This window comes from Leptospira jelokensis (assembly GCF_004769635.1).
Classification (GTDB): Bacteria; Spirochaetota; Leptospiria; order Leptospirales; family Leptospiraceae; genus Leptospira_A; species Leptospira_A jelokensis.
On the sequence record NZ_RQGH01000033.1, the window covers coordinates 263,158 to 279,778 of the forward strand.

At 40.1% G+C, this 16,621-nt stretch carries 19 protein-coding genes; 14 read left to right on the forward strand and 5 right to left on the reverse strand.

What is annotated here, in order from left to right; genetic code table 11:
* The first annotated feature begins 350 nt into the window (after positions 1-350).
* The 6 genes from EHQ62_RS16670 (at position 351) to EHQ62_RS16695 (ending at position 6,144) form a co-directional block, all read left to right on the forward strand.
* Positions 351-1,619: a hypothetical protein gene (locus EHQ62_RS16670; protein ID WP_341866985.1), complete on the forward strand. Its 1,269-nt coding sequence runs from the start codon at positions 351-353 to the stop codon at positions 1,617-1,619.
* A gap of 210 nt (positions 1,620-1,829) precedes the next feature.
* Positions 1,830-2,606, forward strand: a complete 777-nt coding sequence (locus EHQ62_RS16675) for a GNAT family N-acetyltransferase (protein WP_135644900.1) — start codon at positions 1,830-1,832, stop codon at positions 2,604-2,606.
* Positions 2,603-3,733, forward strand: coding sequence for a hypothetical protein (locus EHQ62_RS16680; protein ID WP_135644902.1), 1,131 nt, complete (start codon positions 2,603-2,605; stop codon positions 3,731-3,733). The genes EHQ62_RS16675 and EHQ62_RS16680 overlap by 4 nt, the downstream gene beginning before the upstream one ends.
* A 79-nt stretch (positions 3,734-3,812) precedes the next feature.
* Positions 3,813-4,493, forward strand: coding sequence for a biliverdin-producing heme oxygenase (locus tag EHQ62_RS16685; protein WP_135644904.1), 681 nt, complete (start codon positions 3,813-3,815; stop codon positions 4,491-4,493).
* A gap of 3 nt (positions 4,494-4,496) precedes the next feature.
* On the forward strand, positions 4,497-5,750 hold the full coding sequence (locus tag EHQ62_RS16690) for an MFS transporter (RefSeq protein WP_135644906.1): 1,254 nt from the start codon (positions 4,497-4,499) through the stop codon (positions 5,748-5,750).
* A 31-nt stretch (positions 5,751-5,781) separates the two neighbouring features.
* Entirely contained in the window at positions 5,782-6,144 is a 363-nt protein-coding gene (locus EHQ62_RS16695; RefSeq protein WP_015676529.1) for an LIC13410 family lipoprotein, read from the forward strand.
* A gap of 4 nt (positions 6,145-6,148) precedes the next feature.
* Here EHQ62_RS16695 and EHQ62_RS16700 read toward each other — a convergent pair whose 3' ends face one another.
* Positions 6,149-6,916: an LIC13411 family adhesin gene (locus EHQ62_RS16700; protein WP_135644908.1), complete on the reverse strand. Its 768-nt coding sequence runs from the start codon at positions 6,914-6,916 to the stop codon at positions 6,149-6,151.
* A gap of 63 nt (positions 6,917-6,979) precedes the next feature.
* On the opposite strand from EHQ62_RS16700, the gene EHQ62_RS16705 reads away from it, so the two are divergent.
* From EHQ62_RS16705 to EHQ62_RS16720, 4 genes are all read left to right on the forward strand, one after another.
* Positions 6,980-7,972 carry a helix-turn-helix transcriptional regulator gene (locus EHQ62_RS16705; RefSeq protein WP_135644910.1) on the forward strand — a complete coding sequence of 331 codons (993 nt, stop codon included), beginning with the start codon at positions 6,980-6,982 and terminating at the stop codon, positions 7,970-7,972.
* Positions 7,926-9,470 carry a DUF2779 domain-containing protein gene (locus EHQ62_RS16710; protein WP_244241825.1) on the forward strand — a complete coding sequence of 515 codons (1,545 nt, stop codon included), beginning with the start codon at positions 7,926-7,928 and terminating at the stop codon, positions 9,468-9,470. The genes EHQ62_RS16705 and EHQ62_RS16710 overlap by 47 nt, the downstream gene beginning before the upstream one ends.
* Positions 9,470-10,516: an alpha/beta hydrolase gene (locus EHQ62_RS16715; protein WP_135644912.1), complete on the forward strand. Its 1,047-nt coding sequence runs from the start codon at positions 9,470-9,472 to the stop codon at positions 10,514-10,516. Before EHQ62_RS16710 ends, EHQ62_RS16715 begins: the two co-directional genes overlap by 1 nt.
* 68 nt (positions 10,517-10,584) lie before the next feature.
* Positions 10,585-11,394: an LIC13212 family protein gene (locus EHQ62_RS16720; protein ID WP_135644914.1), complete on the forward strand. Its 810-nt coding sequence runs from the start codon at positions 10,585-10,587 to the stop codon at positions 11,392-11,394.
* A gap of 24 nt (positions 11,395-11,418) precedes the next feature.
* On the opposite strand, the gene EHQ62_RS16725 is transcribed toward EHQ62_RS16720, so the two are convergent.
* Together EHQ62_RS16725 and EHQ62_RS16730 are read right to left on the reverse strand one after the other, a co-directional pair.
* The gene (locus EHQ62_RS16725; RefSeq protein WP_015677408.1) at positions 11,419-11,646 is read right to left on the reverse strand and encodes a hypothetical protein; all 228 of its coding nucleotides are present in this window, start codon (positions 11,644-11,646) and stop codon (positions 11,419-11,421) included.
* Positions 11,643-12,998 (reverse strand): MFS transporter, encoded by a 1,356-nt coding sequence (locus tag EHQ62_RS16730; RefSeq protein WP_135644916.1) that lies wholly within the window; start codon positions 12,996-12,998, stop codon positions 11,643-11,645. The genes EHQ62_RS16725 and EHQ62_RS16730 overlap by 4 nt, the downstream gene beginning before the upstream one ends.
* A gap of 111 nt (positions 12,999-13,109) precedes the next feature.
* On the opposite strand from EHQ62_RS16730, the gene EHQ62_RS16735 reads away from it, so the two are divergent.
* From EHQ62_RS16735 to lpxD, 4 genes are all read left to right on the forward strand, one after another.
* Positions 13,110-13,307, forward strand: a complete 198-nt coding sequence (locus EHQ62_RS16735) for a (2Fe-2S)-binding protein (RefSeq protein WP_226992927.1) — start codon at positions 13,110-13,112, stop codon at positions 13,305-13,307.
* Positions 13,304-13,945 (forward strand): RibD family protein, encoded by a 642-nt coding sequence (locus tag EHQ62_RS16740; RefSeq protein WP_135644918.1) that lies wholly within the window; start codon positions 13,304-13,306, stop codon positions 13,943-13,945. Before EHQ62_RS16735 ends, EHQ62_RS16740 begins: the two co-directional genes overlap by 4 nt.
* Before the next feature lie 80 nt (positions 13,946-14,025).
* Positions 14,026-14,457, forward strand: coding sequence for a DoxX family protein (locus EHQ62_RS16745; protein WP_015677119.1), 432 nt, complete (start codon positions 14,026-14,028; stop codon positions 14,455-14,457).
* Positions 14,458-14,550: 93 nt separating this feature from the next.
* The gene (lpxD, locus tag EHQ62_RS16750) at positions 14,551-15,609 is read left to right on the forward strand and encodes a UDP-3-O-(3-hydroxymyristoyl)glucosamine N-acyltransferase (RefSeq protein ID WP_135644920.1); all 1,059 of its coding nucleotides are present in this window, start codon (positions 14,551-14,553) and stop codon (positions 15,607-15,609) included.
* Positions 15,610-15,746: 137 nt separating this feature from the next.
* On the opposite strand, the gene EHQ62_RS16755 is transcribed toward lpxD, so the two are convergent.
* On the reverse strand, positions 15,747-16,196 hold the full coding sequence (locus EHQ62_RS16755) for a hypothetical protein (RefSeq protein ID WP_135644921.1): 450 nt from the start codon (positions 16,194-16,196) through the stop codon (positions 15,747-15,749).
* A gap of 22 nt (positions 16,197-16,218) precedes the next feature.
* The gene (locus EHQ62_RS16760) at positions 16,219-16,611 is read right to left on the reverse strand and encodes an LIC_13241 domain-containing protein (protein WP_135644923.1); all 393 of its coding nucleotides are present in this window, start codon (positions 16,609-16,611) and stop codon (positions 16,219-16,221) included.
* Between the last annotated feature and the right edge of the window lie 10 nt (positions 16,612-16,621).

Here is a 16,621-nt window from a genome sequence, read left to right on the forward strand (position 1 = left end):
ATCTCCTAGGAAGATTTGATTGGGATCTATACAGTTTCCATGTTGAGTTTTTAAGAAAATCGTATTTAGAGTTTGGTAGTTTTCCTTTATGGAATCCGTACTATGGTGCGGGTTTCCCTGTTTGGGAAAATCCATCCAGCAAAATCGGAAGTTTTACCCATCTATTTGCAATTTTTTTCCCAAGCACCACTTCCCTTAAAATCAGTTTCCTTTTTTACTTCGCCTTAAGTGGCATATTCAACTACCATTCGTATCAATTATACAATCGATCATCTGGGCTAACGTCCAAAGTATTCGTATGTTTGTTTCAATTCTCAGGGTATTTTTTTCAAAAGTTTTATGCAGGACATATGAACCAAATCCAAGGTTTGTTTTTACCGGCTTTTGTTTTTTATTTTTTGTATCTTTTACAAACCAAAGAAAAATGGATTTTGATTTTTCCCATTCTCATCGCCTATATTTTATTATCGGAAGGTGCCATTTACACGATCACTCAAGTTAGTTTTTTGTTAGTTGGACTTAGTATTTGGGAGATTTATAATGCGACAGAGAAAAAAAGAATTTGTTTTCGTTTTGTTTGGCTTTCCTTTTTCATTCTTCTGGTATTGTCGTTCAAATGGATTCCCATGTTTTTGTTTGTACACCAAGTCGGTCGTTATTTTGTACCGGACCAATTTCCTTTACAATTTTCTGACCTCTTTTCCATCTTTTTTGGTTCTTCCCAACACCCTCTACTATCACAGTCTCTCTCAAAAATGCAATACCGCTATTGGGAATATGGAAATTATTTAGGACAGCTCCCGCTTTATCTATTTCCCATTTTAGTTTTCACCAAACGAAAACTTTGGTTTGTTTTGGTCTTACTTGTTTTCACGATTTGGATCATGTTTGGGAAAGGGCATGGCTTTAGTCCTGTCACATTCTTAGAACAAATTCCCATTTATTCTTTGGAAAGAGTGTATCCCCGATGGAGTCTGAGTGTTGTTTTTTTATATGTTTGGTGTTTGGCGGAAGTGATCCAAACATTCTCAGAAAAATTTAAAGTAAATTACAGAGTTTATTTTTCTTGTATGGTGTTCATTCTTCTGACTTACCACACATTCGATGTGAGAAAAATGAATACAAAATTCTTACATGAAATTTTTGTTTTAACTCCCCCGGCAATCGAATTCCAAAACAAAGAAACTTATCCCATCACGGTGAATGCAGTGCCTGATTACGGGTCTGACTCAAAGATGTTTCCTGCCATTCGAGGGAACCTTTCCATTAACGACATCTATGAAAATCTAACATTTTATTTCTCAAACCAGTCAATGGATTCAAACGAGTATCATGGTGAGTTTTATTTGTATCCTTCTTTCCAAAGGGTTAAGCCAATCGAATGGAAGCCAGACCAATATACCTTTGGCCTCTTACCCAAGGACCAAGTCCTTGTCATCAACCAAAAATTCCACCCTGGTTTTGTGACAAACCTTACCGATGTTACACCTTGTTCATGGAATGGGTATTTGGCGGTTCAAATTGATAAAGGAATTAGGTCCATTGTTTTGGAGTATTCAATGGCAAAGGCAACTAGAGCGAATGCTAAGATGGAAAGGAAATGTAATGTCACAAAATAAATCTAGTAAGAATTTTATAGGTATTCATTAATATGATACAGGCCAAATCTATACGCCTGACCAAGACAGCACAAACCAAGTGGTTTGTGTCACCGATTTGTAATGAAACAATTTCCACATTCTTTCCTGGAATTTCATTGGAATGTCACATAATCGTAACCGAGATCCTTTAGCGTAACCAGCAGATAAACAAGAGGAAAACAAAATCCTATGAAACCAAATACATTAAACAAAACAGAGCGAATCCTTGAAGTTCGTTTAGCGGAAAACCAACTCGAAATTGAAAGGGCACTCGCATTACGTTATGAAGTGTTTAACTTAGAAATGGGAGAAGGTCTGCCACAATCTTCTGCTACAAGAAAAGACCGTGACGAGTACGATTTGTACTGCCACCACCTCATCGTCATTGATAAATCCACTGAAGATAAAAAAATTGTAGGAACTTACCGTATCCTCACACGCCAAAATGCAAAAAACGGAATCGGTTTTTATAGCGAAAACGAATTTGATATCACTTCCATCTACAACCTACCAGATGAAATCGCAGAAGTTGGCCGTTCTTGTGTTCACCCTGATTACAGAGATGGTTCGGTGATTTCTTTGTTATGGCAAGGCCTTGCGGAATTCATGAACAAACATAATGTTCGTTATCTGATGGGATGTGGTTCAATCCACTCCACTGATGCCGATGTTGCTTCCCAATCTTACGGCTTCTTAAAAGCAAAGGATGCGATTGCACCGGAAGAATTTCGTGTGTATCCAAATCCTGACTACGTCCTGCCAGGGTTTGATGCTAATTTTCATGTACAAGATCCGAAAACAATCTCCAAAAATATCCCTCCACTTTTGAAAGGATACCTCCGAGTGGGTGCTAAAATCTGTGGAATTCCTGCACTGGATTCTGTTTTTGGTACTACAGACGTGTTCATTCTTTTCGACCGCAAGGAAATTACGGAGAGATATGCGAAACACTATATGAATGCATGAGCCAAAACCAAGAAATTGATTACCAACACCCAACGAAACAGGATCAAATTCGATTTTTCGGTTTTACCTTCGTTCTGGTAGTGGTGATCACTCTTGGTTATTTTTTAGGCATTCCTCGGTATTATCTCGGATGGTTTTCCTTCGCGATTGCATCATTTTCCGTGGCGGGAAATGATGCAGTCCAAACCATCGGGACCTTTATCGAAAGTAAAAAATCCGTCCATTGGCTCCAGAAGATCCTCGTTTTCGGTGGTCTCTTATTTTTTGTCCACTTACTTGCTTGGTTTTTGCATGGAGGAGAAATCCATTTCCATCGTTTGGATTCCATTCCTGAAACCAAAGACTTCAATTTACTCCAACTTCTAGCACCGGTTTTACTTGTTGTCATCACAAGACTACGTGCACCTGTATCAACTACATTTCTCGTCTTAGGTTTGTTTGGTGGAAAAAGCATCGACCAAATGTTAACCAAATCATTTTTTGGATATGGCCTTGCTTTCCTCGTTGCCATCGTGGTTTGGGCCATCCTTGTCAAAATTGACCCCCATGAATACCATGAAGTCCACACACCCGATCCTGTTTCGGAAAGGCGTTGGTCTCGTTTACAATGGCTTTCCACGATGTATTTGTGGGTGGCATGGTTATTCCAAGACACAGCAAACATTGCCGTATTCCTTCCAAGACAACTCGGAGCCTTCGAATTCCTTTCTGCAGTTTTCATTTTGATTTTTGCCCTCCTCATCATCATCCGCACAAACGGAGGCACCATCCAAGAGGTTGTCTCCGAAAAGTCGGACATCCAATGGGCGAAGGCCGCCACCATTGTTGATTTGGTTTACGGAAGTTTACTTTTTTTCTTCCAAGCCATAAGCAATATCCCCATGTCTACCACTTGGGCCTTCCTTGGTCTCCTTGCAGGCCGAGAGATCATCCTCAATGTCATCACCTACAAAGACCTCCCCTACCTTGACACCTTCCGTAAGGTCGGAAAGGACGTGGTACTCGCCACCATTGGCATCGTCGTTTCCATCCTTATATTTTTCTTATCCTACTTCCTTTACCCAGAGCAAAGGCAATCCACACCCCTAGAATTCTGGAACTCGACAAATCAGGAAGACTCCCTATAAAACGCTTTGACAGTTCCTCCAATTGTCAGGGTAGTGTCATATATGAGATTGATTCTCACATACAGTAATAGGAGTCATTATGTCAGTTGCAATGATGTTACGTGAGGGCACGGCCCAAAAACACGAGGAAACGGAAAAAGTCCCTTATATCCGAGCGATTTTTCGAGGTGGTCTCGATGCGCAAACGTATACCTACCAATTGGAAAGCCTTCTTGCGGTCTACCAAGTGATGGAAGAACTCTACCGAGAAAACAAAGACAACCCCATTTTATCCAAATTATACTTTCCCAGTTTGTTTCGGGAAAAGGCTCTCAAAGAAGATATTGAAAGTTTCCAAAAAAAGTTTGGAACCAAACTTCGTGGGACAGTTTCCAAAGCCACAGAAAACTATATCAACCACATCAAATCGACCGCAAAAACAAAACCGGAATTACTTGTAGCACAGGCTTACGTGCGTTATTTGGGAGATTTATCGGGTGGCCAAGCAATTAAAAAAGTAGTGGCAAAAACCTTCGGACTCGAGGGAAATGAAGGAACTGCTTTTTATGAATTTCCAGAGATTGAGGACCTAATGGCGTTTAAAGGAATTTACAGACAAAATTTGGACAACTTACCTTTGGATGATACACAAAAAAAAGAATTACTCGAAGAAGCCAAAACCACTTTTGATTTAAACAAATTTTTGTTTATCGAACTTGATTCCGATTTAAAAGAAAATATCGGATTAGAGCGTTACCAAACTCTTCTACCGGCAGGTTAATTTTTGGGATTCCCGTACACACTCGTAACATTAGTCTTTTTATCAATGTTACCCGTCACAATGATTGTGCCGGTAGTAAAAGACGTTGTCAAAGATAGATTACTCGGTTCCAACTGGGAAGTGGCTTATTTCACAAGCATACCCATGTTAGGTTCCTTTTTGTTTGCGCCAGTTGCGGGAATCATTTCAGACCGATTCAAAAACAGAAAGTATTTCATCAGTTTTTTCTGTTTTTTAGATGCTGGTTTGTTTTACCTTCTAACAGTCGTAAGGGACATGGATTTATTTTTATTCCTACGGTTTCTGGAGGGTGCTTCTCATATTTTCATCATTGGGTTACTTTTAAGTTCTGCCGCCGACCAAGAAAATGATCCCAAAAACAAACGTTATTATGGGAAAGGGATTCTTATGGGAATCACAGGCATGTTTTTGTCCCTGGGTGGTGCCTTTGGAATGCCACTTGGAATTTTAGGACGGAGTAATCCTTTATTACCTTTTTATGTAGGTTCTGGAATATTGGTTTTTGTGGGTATCATGAGTTTTCTCATGTTAAAAGATAGAGGAATCCACAAGGTAAAGGATTTCAAATTTAATGACCTAAAAATCGCAATCTTTGAAAATCCATTCCTATTTGTGCCTTTTCTTTTTAATTTTATAGATCGATTCACAGTTGGCTTTATCATCTCATCTTTTAATATCCACTTACGAGAAACATTGGCTTTCCATCCAGGAATGCTCGGTGTTTTTTTAGGACTTGTTTTGTTCCCGATGAGTTTGTTATCCTATCCATCCGCTTTGCTTTCTCGCAAAACAGGTGTTTTGCCACTTGTACTTGTGGGTTCAGTCATTTATGGAATGTTTTTAGGTTTGTCTGGAACCACAAATCAGTTCTGGTATTTGTTTTTATTTTTATTATTATGCGGCATTGGCGCAGGTGTGATGTTTGTTCCTTCGATGATGCTTGCCAGCAAAATGTCAAAACCTGGACTCACGGCCACAACAATGTCGGCGTTTACTGGAGTTGGATCTTTGGGATTTATGTTAGGCCCCATTGTATCCGTACAAATGCAGTCTGTTTTTGAATCCCTATTGCCAAAAGAATATAGTTTTTCTGCGCTTTCCTTCTTTTTTGGATTTTTAGAGATAGGACTTGTTTTTATGACAATTCCATTTTTTAAAAAGATTTTGAGTAAAATGAACAGAATCGATGAAGAAAGAGAAAAGATTACACTTGCCAATCCTGATCCCTTACTGTAAAATTTCTCCTAATCCATTTTAGGAAAGGTTTATGTTCAAAAGATTACTCGTTCTTAGCACACTGGCATCGGTTCTCTTCCTTGTGTCTTGTACTTCAGGAAACAAAGTGCAAGCAGGTAGCACAAAAGTTCACCCACACACTGCACTTCGCAAACTAGAAATTGATATGATCAAAGTTGGAGACGGTTTGGTAAAAGCGGAAGCGGTCCTTGGCAAACCAACTGAAAAATCAATCGATCCAAGTGGAACCGTAATGACTTGGTACTTTGCAGAAGACCGTGATGTTCCTGAGCAGTACTACACCCTCAAAGAAAAACCAGATGCAGTGGAAAAGTTTTTAAAACTAACATTTGATCCAAAAAACAAAATCACTGCGAAAGATTTCAAACTGTAAAAAACTAAGGTTCCTCCGACTCTTGGTTGATTTCCTCGTCGGTTGGAGCTGGGAACGGAAAACCAGGGAAACTTGGTTTTTCCTTTCCTTCCACATCATCATCTAACAAATCAATGGTGGTAAATCCTAACAAAAAATCAAATGCTTCTGCCACATTGAATCCAAGCCTTGCACCACCATAAACTCCACCTACAATTTCCAGATTCCAAGAATACCCAGGTGGATACCCAAATGGTTTTAAATCTTCTTTTGGAAGGTAAATTAAAAATTCTTTTTGGCCGGTACTGGCAACGATGTCTTTGGTGAGTTCTCGTCGAAAGTATTCTTTTTTTCGTGCCTTTCTTTCTTTTACTGGATCATAAAAATATGAGTAATATCTCATTTTATAACTTTTGAGGTTGGCCCTTTCATCGTTTGTGAGTGGGATTCCCTTTTTATCTACAAGCCAATTGCCTTTTGCATCGAGAACGGGAGACCCTGAATGAAAACTTTCACCACCTAAGATTCCAAAGACGAGTTGTTGGGAATGATAACCGCCAACCTCACCTCCACGAATTCCAAAGCCACGTCCTAAATCACGTTTGCCCAATTGTGATTCACCACCTTGGAAAACAAATCCAATGGGGAGTGGACCCACTTTGATCGCCGCTCCATACATCGGAGTTTCCGCGCCAACGGTGATGATATCTTTAAAATCATTTTTTCGATTTTTCCAATAAGTGGCACAGTTCGTTGCAAACAAAACGATGGTGATAAGGCTCGTGAAACGCATTCTTTTCCAATTTTTTTCATTTTCTACTTTTCGGAATCAAAAAAACAAACTTTTTGGGAAGATATGGCTTCTTTTGAAGATTTTCCCATGATCGAAGTGAAAAAAATGAACGAAACGGAGGTTCGCCTTTTTAGTTTGCTATTCAATCTTTTACGCGAACCCAAAGGCATTAGTTTCCAAAAGTTTCGAAACATTATGCCACGGTTTTATAAAAACGAAGACATTGAATCGGATAGAAAAAAACTCTATCGAGACCTTAACCAATTAAAAAGTCTTGGGTTTAACATTAAGGTTGCCCAATACGGTTACCAATCGGAAGATTTTTTTCCATATTACATTGAAAAGGAATCCATCGATCGTTCCTTAAAATTTTCCAAAGAAGAATTGGAATACCTTTCCAAATCCCTTTATTCTGCTGAATTAACAAAAGAACTCATTAGCTTATCCCAAAAACTTTTTTCCTATCATTTGGATTTGATTCCCAATCAAACAAAACATCCCGTTACACATGATTCCGACGAAACTAACGTTGATACATCCAATACTGAAAAAATATTACAAGCTATCAAAGACAAACGTGCCATCACAATCGTATATGGGTATGATGAAAAAGAAAGAACCATCGAGCCCTATCGATTGGTACGCAAACACACAACCGACTTCTATGTGTTAGCGTATGACCGCGGGAAAAAATCCTTACGAAGGTTCATCCTTCCAAAAATTACAGTTAAAAAAGAAACCAAAGAAGAGTTTTTTTCCAATTTAAAAATCACAAACGAAGATCTAAATTTCCATCCACTCTCATTGAAAACACACGACGAAATGGAAATCCTGTTCCAAATCCATCCGGAATATGAAGACCGTTGGAAATTATTCTTGGAAGGCGCAAAATTCGAAACCATTGAAAACCAATACAAGGTATTCACAACAAACCAAAATGCACTGTTCCAATTTTTTGTGATTTTACCAGAGGCATTGGTAGAGGCAAGTGCCAGTTGGAAAGATCGGTTTGCGAATCATCTACAGGAATGGGAAAACTTATACCAATTCGTTTGAGAATCCTTTGACTCCCATCACAAAATCCTTATACTTACAATTTTTAAAATGCCAAAATGCATTCCATTTGATCCGAGAGGGTGTTGTTTCCAAACCGAGTACGGCTTCTTTTGGTGGGTATTTGGAATGGGGTGAGTTTCTTACTCTCTGTAAAAACCAATTTCCAAATTTTCCAACGATCGAGAAATCACCTAACAGAGAAGAGGGGTTTGTTCAATCAGAAACGTACATAAAGGAAAACATTTCCCATTTCAATGCACAATTGCGTTTCCAAAACTTTGTGTGTAATGTGGAACTTTTAGAATACGATAAGGGAAGAGATGGTTGGATCCTTTGGGACTTTCGACCCATCGGCTCCATCAAACAAGACATTCTACGATCGTTTTATTTTTACAAACAAGTGGCAAAAGGGATGGGTTTACATATCCTTGCATGCAAAATCATCCGCATCCAAACCAAATTTGTCTACGAAGGTGGGCCCGTTTCACCAGAAGGATACCTTTTGGTTGAAGACCTTACCCCACGGTTGGAATCGGAGTTGGGGACTCGCGAAGAAGAATGGAACCAATTCCAAACCGAAATCCAAAACACAAGCGAACAATCTGTTCCCTATTCCTTTTTAGAGAACAACCCGAGTTGTCGTTCCCTTAAGGCGTGTTTATCGCCATCCCATTGTGCACCCGGAAGAGAAACTGCCAAAGAAATCTTTGAATACCGAGATAGCTCAGAACTTGCAAAACAATGGTTTGCCTCTGGGTACAATTCGTACGATTCTGTGCCTGACACAGAACTTTCCCCCATCCAAAGGATCCAAAAAGAAGCTCACAAAACGGGAACCGTACATTTTAACAAAGAATCACTTTGCCAATACCTTTCTAATGTGACAAAAACAGTTGCATTTCTGGATTTTGAATCAGTCAACCCCTACCTTCCCATTTACCCAGGCACAAAACCCTTCCAACACATTCCCTATTTGTATTCCCTACATATTTGGAACAAGGAAACCGACTCACTCACGCACAAAACGTACTTACATGAAGATGTGGGCAGTGATCCGAGAAAACATGTGTTATTCCATCTGCAAAAAGACCTGCCAACAGGGATTACCATCTTTTCCTTTAATGATTTTTTTGAAAAACTGATCATCCAGGAATCCGCTACCGTTTACCCCGAATACTTAGAATTTTGGGAATCAGTCAAATCGATGTTCATCGACCTTGCTTTGCCTTTTAAAAAACTTTGGATTTACCACCCCGCACAACACGGCAAAGCTTCCCTGAAGGAAATCCTACCATGTTTTAGTAACGAAAGTCATTTTGGACTCACCATTCGGGAAGGGCAAGATGCCAATTACCAATATTTGAGATTGATAAAAAAGCAGGTGACAGCGGAAGAAAAAAAACGTGTTTTGGAGGATTTGATAGCTTACTGCAAATTAGATAGTTATGGTTTGTTTTTAATCTATAGAATGTTACAAGAAAGATTATCGGTTATTTAATGTTAGGTATCAAAAAATCAGTCACACAACTTGTCTTTTCGTTACCCGATAACTGGATTTCCACAATCACTCGTACGAAACACCAAGAGGACACCAATGGATTGGACCCTCGTTGTGCACTGGCTTGTAATATCGCTCGGTTCCTTCCCAAAATGGAACAGATGAGCCCTGAAAAAGCGAGAAAACACTTCCGAGAGCAAATGAAACTCTTTGAAGAAAAAGAATTCCCCATCGCTCATATCGAAGACAAACTCATTCCCACTCCCAGTGCTTCTTTTATCCCCATCCGAGTTTATAATGCGAACCCCCAAAAGAGAAACCTTCCCACCATTCTCTTTTTCCATGGTGGTGGGCTCACCATTGGCAATCTAGATACTCATGATCCGTTCTGCCGCAAATTGTCTCATTACACAAAGAGCATCGTGATCGCGGTGGATTACCGACTGGCGCCAGAACACCCGTACCCTGCTGCCCACGAGGATGCATGGCTTGCATACCAATACGTTCGGAATTCTGCGTATCTATTTGGTGGCTCTCCGAAAGCCATCGCGGTTTGTGGGGATAGTGCTGGGGCACTGCTTGCGACCAATGTTTGCCTCCGTGCCAAAAAAAACAATGTCCAAGCACCAATTTACCAAGCCCTACTCTACCCAATGCTTGATACCTCAAGTGAATCGGAGACATACGAACTCTTCGGGGAGAACTACATCCTCACGAAAACGCTGATGCGATGGTTCATCCAAAACTACCTGCCCAATACGAGAGACCGAAACCTTGTTCAGAACTCTCCGGTCTTGGCAGAAACAAAAGAACTAAAAGGGCTCCCTCCCGCATACATTGGGATCGCTGGCTTTGACCCGCTCAAGGGAGAAGGAGAAACCTATGCCAAACACCTGCAGACTGCGGGAGTGAAGGTAGAAGAACGCCATTTTCCATCCCTTGTACATGGGTACATCCAATTATCGAGTCTCATCCCAAAGGCAAAAGAAGCCGAAGAGGACCTTTTCCAGTCCTTATTACGATTTTTTTCCCAAATAAAAATCTAACCCACTTCCATTCAAGAATCGACACAGAAAGATTCGATACTATAAAGGACAACATCTAGAGGTATGTCATGATGCTACGATTTTCCATCCTTCTTTTTACTCTCCTTGGGATGACTGCTCTTTTCGCAGAAAAACCTGCTTCCGCCACCTTAAAGGAAAGGGAGACCCAAAAACAAATCGACTTACAAAGGAAAAATGGCTTTGGTGATAACGAAATTGATACCCTTCACGCCAGTATCATCGAAAACCTTCGTAAGATGAAAAAACTCCAAGAATTAGGTGTGGATAAAACGGCAGCCCAATACCTCGCACAAACTCCACAAGAACACAAGGAGTTGTATAAAAAAGATAAAGATGGAAAACCTTATTTGGAAATCAAACTCCCGCAAGGCCAATCTTACATCGATTGGCCAACTGTATTTTTATATGATGGGATTGCTTACCTTTATCCTAAAGAAGACTTTAGCGACTTAGACAAAATCATTTTATCGTTTCGAAGGGTGAATGCGGATGGAACCATCCATGTCAAAGAAATGCGTAGGCTCATCAACCCAACACCAAGGTCCGAAGGCACTGAAAAAGATGAAAAAGGGGAAGCAAAACTAGATACCAACTCGGATATCCGCTTGGAATACTTTCGCTCCTTAACTTCCGATACCATTTGGCCAAATGATCCGGTCCAACCACAAGAAGCAGACATTGCGATGGTTTTAAATGATGAAAAAGATCCACTCCCGTACGACAAACAAAAACACATTATGATGTCTTACAAAAAGATGTTACGTAAAATTGCAAAATTCACTGCATTCAAATTACGTAATATTGAGTTGGACCAAAAACAAATGATCACAAAAATTTTGGATTATAACACAAACTAAATTGAATCCGATTTAAACAATACCTCAAGATTGTTGTTTTTCCCTTCGACTCATGAGGAGCTGCGAAATCGTTTGCTCCTCCGTCACATACTTCCTCTTTAAGTACGACAAAGCATTATTGATAAAACGAGGAACCTTTTTCTCAGCATCCAACAAATCCATTTTCGTTAACATCAATTCGTCGATGGTAGCGAGAGCCAAATTTCTTTGGCTCTGGTGTAATTCAAAATCGTCCTCGTCTTCTACAATCATGTTTTTTCTTGGAACCGATTGGCGGCTTCCACTCCTCTCTCTTCATTCACAAATAAGTTTATGATTAGCGAAATTAAGTAAAAGAAAGCAACAACAAGGAAGGCATTTCGTAAACTGAGTAAGGTTTGGATGTAACCAAATAAAAAGAGTCCTGCCGCCGCCGCAATTTTACCAGAAAGTCCCCACATTCCAAAAAACTCACCCGACTTAGACTCAGGGCTAAAAATACCTACGAGTGCACGAGATGCAGATTGAGTGGAACCAAGTCCCATTCCTGCAAGGGAAGAGATAAACACAAACACCCATTGCACCGTCCAGTTTTTACCAAGAGCACCATTCAAAAAGGATGTAAGGTCATGCACATAATAAATCAAACCACAAGTTACGAGCCATAAAACAAGCGTAAGGTTGAATGTCTTTTTGGCGCCAATGCTATCCTGGATCACTCCAAATGCAAGGGCACCGATTGCCGCCGCAATTTGGATAAAGATAAACATGGCTTGTTTGTGTTCTGATTGGATCTGAATCTCTTGGGATCCGTAGATAAAGGCAAACGAAATGACGATGGCAAGAGCTGCCATGGTAAAAAACAAAGATACCAAATAAATCATCAAATCTTTGAAGTGAGTTGCATCTTTTAAAGTTTGGACCACGCGGTCTTTTCCTATCTTAAAATAGTTTACTTTGTGTGTCACACCGAGAGGCAAATGAGGTTCTTTTAAAAATAAAAAGGTTGGGATTGCTGCGATGAGAAAAAAGACAGCAGTGTAAGGACCAACTAACTTTAAGTTTTCGAAATTATCTAAGGTGTAATCACCAAGTGTAGTGGCAAGAGCAACCGAACCGATCCCACCAAAGTATCCAATCCCCCAAGCATACCCTGAAATTTTTCCGAGGTCTTCTTTGGAACCAAGAAAGGGCAAAAAGCTGGATGCAAAGTTTTCACCAGAGGCAAAGAAAAAATTTGAAAAAGCAATGAGTACCATTCCAAACGCAACCATACCAGGTTCTACATAATAAAGCAGAAAAGTAGAGATCACACAGCCAATGTAACTTAGGAATAAAAACAGTTTTTTCTTTGAACTATAATCGGTAATCGCACCAAAAATAGGACCTGTGGCAACAACGAATAAATATGAAGCCGCAAGCGCCCACGCCCAAAGAGTGTTCCCCATGCGGAAAGGATTGTCCGATCCTACTTCTTCTGGAACGACAAGTCTTGTAAAAATCTCACAGTAAACGACACTGATAATGACCGTTGTGTACGAAGAATTCGCAAAATCGAACATACACCATCCGAATATTTCGCGATTTTTTTTCTTTTTGGCTTCCGGGTTTTTGTCTTTGGACATAGAGGGTTTTAGAATTTTCCTTGGTTGAAAGTAATTAAAGAGTTTCCCTCCCTTTCGTAAATCTGTCAAATGATTAGTTCAGGTATGGATCCTTTCGATTTAAATTCCCTCATGAGACCCAAACGGGTCTGTTTATGTCGAATGGTGACGGAAGAAGAATTAGTCCGTGCCATCCATGCGGGTGCCGTAACCATGGAACAAATTAGAGAAACAACAAGAGCCTCTACCGGCTGCGGGACCTGCTCCATGCAAGTCTACCACATCCTCCAGCGCGAATTGCAGAATCTCTCCCGGAGGAAAATTTCATGAAATTATCGATCAATATGGCGATGACCTTAGATGGAAAGGTGGTACGCCCTGACGGCCGTTGGTATGGCCTCACTTCTTCAGAAGACAAAACCCAAATGGACGTCTACCGTTCCCAGTCTGACGCAGTCCTCATCGGCAAAAACTCCATCATAAACGACAATCCCATTGTGAAAATCCGGGCCGTTCCCAATGCCCTAAACCCTAGGCCTGTCATCTTGGTACGAAAAGGGACACTCCCTCCAGACAAACATGTCTTTGAAGAATCCGACCACATTCCCCTCGTCATCTGTACCAAAACAAATTTAAAAGAAATCAAAACCAGTTTAGAGAACAAAGCCGAAATCTTTGCCTTGGATTCGGATGATATCGATCCCAAAAAAGTGACAGGCATCCTCAAACGGAAGGGGTATAAAAATGTCCTTCTCGAAGGTGGGCCGAAACTCAATTTTTCCTTTTTAGAAGCTGACCTGGTGGACCGCATTTACCTCACGGTTGTTCCATTTATCATTGGGAAAACTGGCCTTGCGGGCATAGCAGACCGGAATGCAGAACTACCAGAGTTTGATAAACAAAACTGGTCTCTCAAACAACATTTTGCAAAAGGGAACGAAATCTTTCTCGTTTACGAAAAATCTTAAAAAAAATCGATTTTTTGGTTTGACCTAAAACTCCATCATCAAATAGTTTGATATTAAACTATTTAGCAATAAGAGGTTCTATGTTTTACAAATTGCTCGCAACCAACAAAGACATCACTCTCACGATCCTTCGTGTGACACTTGGTGTTGTCATTCTCCCACACGGCGCTCAAAAAGTTCTCGGAGCTTTCGGTGGATACGGATTCGAAGGAACCATGGGATTTTTTACAGGGATGGGAATTCCTTATGTCCTAGCCTTACTTGCGATCATCGCTGAATTTTTTGGTGCGATTGGCCTTATCCTTGGACTCCTCACAAGAGTGGCTGCGTTTGGAATTTTTTGCACCATGCTTGCAGCAACCGTTCTTGTACATTTGCCAAATGGATTTTTTGCAGACAAAGGTGGATACGAATTCCATATCCTTACATTTGGTCTTGCGATTCCATTAATCATCAAAGGGGCAGGATCGTTCTCTTTAGATGATATCATTGCCCACAAAATCGAAGGGTAATCAAAACTTTGTTGGCTGAGACTACCTAATAGTGTTAGCCAAACTTTAACCTCTCTGATTCCTTGTCTTAAATCCATTGATAAGGAATCGGAGATGACTCAAATCAATCTTACTTCACTGCAAACACTTCTTCCAGATGCGAAATTCCATAATTCCGAAACCATAAAGAATGTAAACTTCACTGGTCTTACTTCCTTAACACTTGCTGGTCCTACTGATATCTCCTTCGTTGCTTCCAAAACATTTGTGAATGAAGCCAAAGCATCCAAAGCTTCCTTATTAGTTGTCTCCGAAGAAACAGCTGAGTCCCTGAGTGACAAAGCCATTCTTGTGGTCCCCAAAGTAGAACTTGCAACTGCTAAAATCATCCGAATCTTTTTCCCCGAAAAACAACCTTCTGGAAAACGAAGTGCCCAGGTTGCCATTGATCCAAGTGCTAAAATTGGATCCAACACAGACATCGGACATTTTGTAACAATCGGAAAAGATTCAATCATTGGAAACGACTGCATCATTGAAGATGGAGTGAAAATTGGTGACCGAGTGCAAATTGGTGATGGAGCTCGCATCGGTAAAAACTGTGTTTTCTTTGATGATACCATCGTTGGAAAACGTTTCATCGTGTTTGGAAATTCTACCTTTGGTGGTGATGGTTTTGGATTTGTTTTTGCAGAAGGCAAACACAACAAAATCCCTCAAGTCGGGCGTGTGGTCATTGGAGATGATGTGGAAGTTGGAAGCAATTGTACGATCGACCGTGGTGCACTAACTGATACAACCATTGGCAATGGGTGTAAATTTGATAATATGGTTCACATTGCTCATAACTGTAAGGTGGGAAACCATGTTATCATTGCCGGCCAATCTGGTCTTGCTGGCAGTGTGACCCTTGGGAACAATGTCATCATTGGTGGTGCTTGTGCTATCAGTGACCACTTAACACTGGTAGATGGAACCATTATCGCAGGTGGGTCAAGCCTACGCACATCACCGAAAACAAAAGATGTGTATGTTGGTTGGGACTTAGGACTTACTTTCCCTGAATTCCAAAAGTACAGAGTGAACATCAAAAACATTGTAAATTTGAACAAATGGCTAAAACGCATCGAAAACATTGAAAAAAAGGTGGGGATCGAAGCAAAAGAATCGTAAACTTTTGCGATTGTTTTTAGAAACTGAAATCACAGTTTACGCCTCGTAAGCTGTGATGGTGACAAATACCATTGCCAATCTCTATTCTGGTATCGAATTAAACTTTTCATTCTTTCGAAAATCGATCGGAGATATGTTTATAAAGAGCCCTTAAACAATTGAACCTTTCCGTAGCCATCAATATCGCCTTTTTGATTCGTTGTTTTATACAAATAACCATCATGAAAGGTTTCTAAAATATGCAAATAAGTGATCGTATTTAAGCCTTTATTGATGCTATCAGGTGACAAAATTGGATCATTCATTTCCAATGTCTTTTTTTCTGCTGTACAGGAAGAAATCCATTTAACGGATTGCCGAATATAGTGATTGGGATATTCTCTATAATCAATTTCTTCCTTTTCTCTCCTTATGATGATGATATTTCCTACCTTACTCTCATAAATGAAAGTTCCTACATGGAATCGATCACATTTGTTATTGTTGTTGAGAGCAAAGTTGTATTCAGGTATCAATAATAAAATAATGAGGAGTATACTTTTGAGATTAAAGTTCGACTTGATTTGATACCAAAACTTATCTTTCATGATGCAAATCTCTTGTTTTAATTCACGTTCTCGAATCTAAATACAATTGCACCCTAGATCTCACATCTTCCATGACGGAAGGATTTGGAAAAGAGACAGGATTCCCTTCGGGATCGGCCCAAGAGAACACATCTCCTTCTAACTTTCGTAAGCTCAAATAAAAAATGGGAGCAGGATTACGACGGTTTCCCTCAACCCCACCTAACCTAAGTGTAATGGAACCCATATCAGAGACCACCCATTCAAAGACCTCAGTTTCTATTTTGGTTTTCCACCGAATGGGAAAACTAAGGCCAAAATTTGGATCAAAATTTGGTTGGTGATCAGACTTAGGATAGTTTTCAGACAACCATTGGTAGGCAATGATCGAATATTCTTTTAACGTAGGTAAGTCGTTCAAATCAAAAGAAGTCATATGATGCTCA

Bases quoted from the DNA above. Each gene is read 5' to 3' on its own strand.
- EHQ62_RS16680 (WP_135644902.1), top strand. From the start codon at position 2,603: ATGAGCCAAAACCAAGAAATTGATTACCAACACCCAACGAAACAGGAT.
- EHQ62_RS16720 (WP_135644914.1), top strand. From the start codon at position 10,585: ATGATGCTACGATTTTCCATCCTTCTTTTTACTCTCCTTGGGATGACT.
- EHQ62_RS16715 (WP_135644912.1), top strand. From the start codon at position 9,470: ATGTTAGGTATCAAAAAATCAGTCACACAACTTGTCTTTTCGTTACCC.
- lpxD (WP_135644920.1), top strand. From the start codon at position 14,551: ATGACTCAAATCAATCTTACTTCACTGCAAACACTTCTTCCAGATGCG.
- EHQ62_RS16685 (WP_135644904.1), top strand. From the start codon at position 3,813: ATGTCAGTTGCAATGATGTTACGTGAGGGCACGGCCCAAAAACACGAG.
- EHQ62_RS16735 (WP_226992927.1), top strand. From the start codon at position 13,110: ATGAGACCCAAACGGGTCTGTTTATGTCGAATGGTGACGGAAGAAGAA.
- EHQ62_RS16705 (WP_135644910.1), top strand. From the start codon at position 6,980: ATGGCTTCTTTTGAAGATTTTCCCATGATCGAAGTGAAAAAAATGAAC.
- EHQ62_RS16700 (WP_135644908.1), bottom strand. From the start codon at position 6,916: ATGCGTTTCACGAGCCTTATCACCATCGTTTTGTTTGCAACGAACTGT.
- EHQ62_RS16670 (WP_341866985.1), top strand. From the start codon at position 351: ATGAACCAAATCCAAGGTTTGTTTTTACCGGCTTTTGTTTTTTATTTT.
- EHQ62_RS16755 (WP_135644921.1), bottom strand. From the start codon at position 16,196: ATGAAAGATAAGTTTTGGTATCAAATCAAGTCGAACTTTAATCTCAAA.
- EHQ62_RS16760 (WP_135644923.1), bottom strand. From the start codon at position 16,611: ATGACTTCTTTTGATTTGAACGACTTACCTACGTTAAAAGAATATTCG.
- EHQ62_RS16695 (WP_015676529.1), top strand. From the start codon at position 5,782: ATGTTCAAAAGATTACTCGTTCTTAGCACACTGGCATCGGTTCTCTTC.
- EHQ62_RS16740 (WP_135644918.1), top strand. From the start codon at position 13,304: ATGAAATTATCGATCAATATGGCGATGACCTTAGATGGAAAGGTGGTA.
- EHQ62_RS16730 (WP_135644916.1), bottom strand. From the start codon at position 12,998: ATGTCCAAAGACAAAAACCCGGAAGCCAAAAAGAAAAAAAATCGCGAA.
- EHQ62_RS16725 (WP_015677408.1), bottom strand. From the start codon at position 11,646: ATGATTGTAGAAGACGAGGACGATTTTGAATTACACCAGAGCCAAAGA.
- EHQ62_RS16675 (WP_135644900.1), top strand. From the start codon at position 1,830: ATGAAACCAAATACATTAAACAAAACAGAGCGAATCCTTGAAGTTCGT.
- EHQ62_RS16745 (WP_015677119.1), top strand. From the start codon at position 14,026: ATGTTTTACAAATTGCTCGCAACCAACAAAGACATCACTCTCACGATC.